This is a genomic window from Salegentibacter sp. BLCTC (genome assembly GCF_015143665.1).
Classification (GTDB): Bacteria; Bacteroidota; Bacteroidia; order Flavobacteriales; family Flavobacteriaceae; genus Salegentibacter; species Salegentibacter maritimus.
In genome coordinates, this window is record NZ_WYEW01000033.1 from 1 (window position 1) to 967 (window position 967).

The 967-nt window shown below is 31.6% G+C and carries 1 protein-coding gene; it reads left to right on the forward strand.

Features of this window, described 5'->3' with window-relative positions:
- Positions 1 to 838: hypothetical protein (locus GUB10_RS15880; RefSeq protein WP_227740447.1), on the forward strand; the 838-nt coding region annotated here is incomplete at its 5' end.
- Positions 839 to 967 lie beyond the last annotated feature (129 nt).

Genomic DNA, 967 nt, shown 5'->3' on the forward strand with positions numbered 1-967 from the left:
CGTTAGCCCTAATATGAGAACAAAATACTTACTACTAATATTATTATTTTCAATTAAAGGTTTTGCTTGCAGTTGCGATACTCCAAAACCAGCAATTGAATTTTACGAATCCACTTATGTATTTGAAGGAGAAGTTATTAATAAAGAATATGCGTCAGATTCATTAACAAATACAATAACTTTCAAAATAAGTAAGCACTATAAAAAGGGAGATAATCCGAAACAATTAAAATTTCAACTGAATTCAGAAGCGGAAGTGACAGGAATGTATTCTTCTTGTTACTGGACAGCTAAAAAAGGTGAAAAATGGTTAGTCTATGCAAAGGAAGTTGATGGAGAGTTAAATTTTCAATTTTATTGTTCTAATAGTAAACCCTTAGGTAGATTAAAAATGTCTGCTACAGAACAAAAAGTGTTGAATAATGGAAATGAATTAGATCTTACGAATTACCGATACAACTACCCCGGCAGGCCAATTACAAATATTGATTCTCTTGAAAAATTGTATAAAAAATACAAATTTGATCCTTCATATTTTGCTTTTATCTGGGTAGATGTAAATGAAGAAGGGAGATTAGAAAGAGCTAATTTGATTCCAAAAGATGAAAGAAAATTTGAAGTAATTGATACGATTTTCGAAATGAATAAATTCAAAAATGAACAACAGAAACCGAAAAACAAATTTGAAAAAATAGCTGTAGAAATCGCAAATAAGATTAAAACTTGGGAAGAATACTATTTTTTAGACTTGAAAAAACCGGTTAAATATAGAGCCGGAATATTAATAGAAGTAAATTCGGATTCAATAATTAATATTAGAAAACCTGGCTCATACTAGGGCTAACAACGGTTCATCGCCAATAAGCGGCACCGTTAGAAAGAAAATAATTAACTTGACCAACAAACCAATACTAAGCCGACAAAGCCGCGTCCCTTACTCCGCCAACTGGCGATAACCGAGACCGTT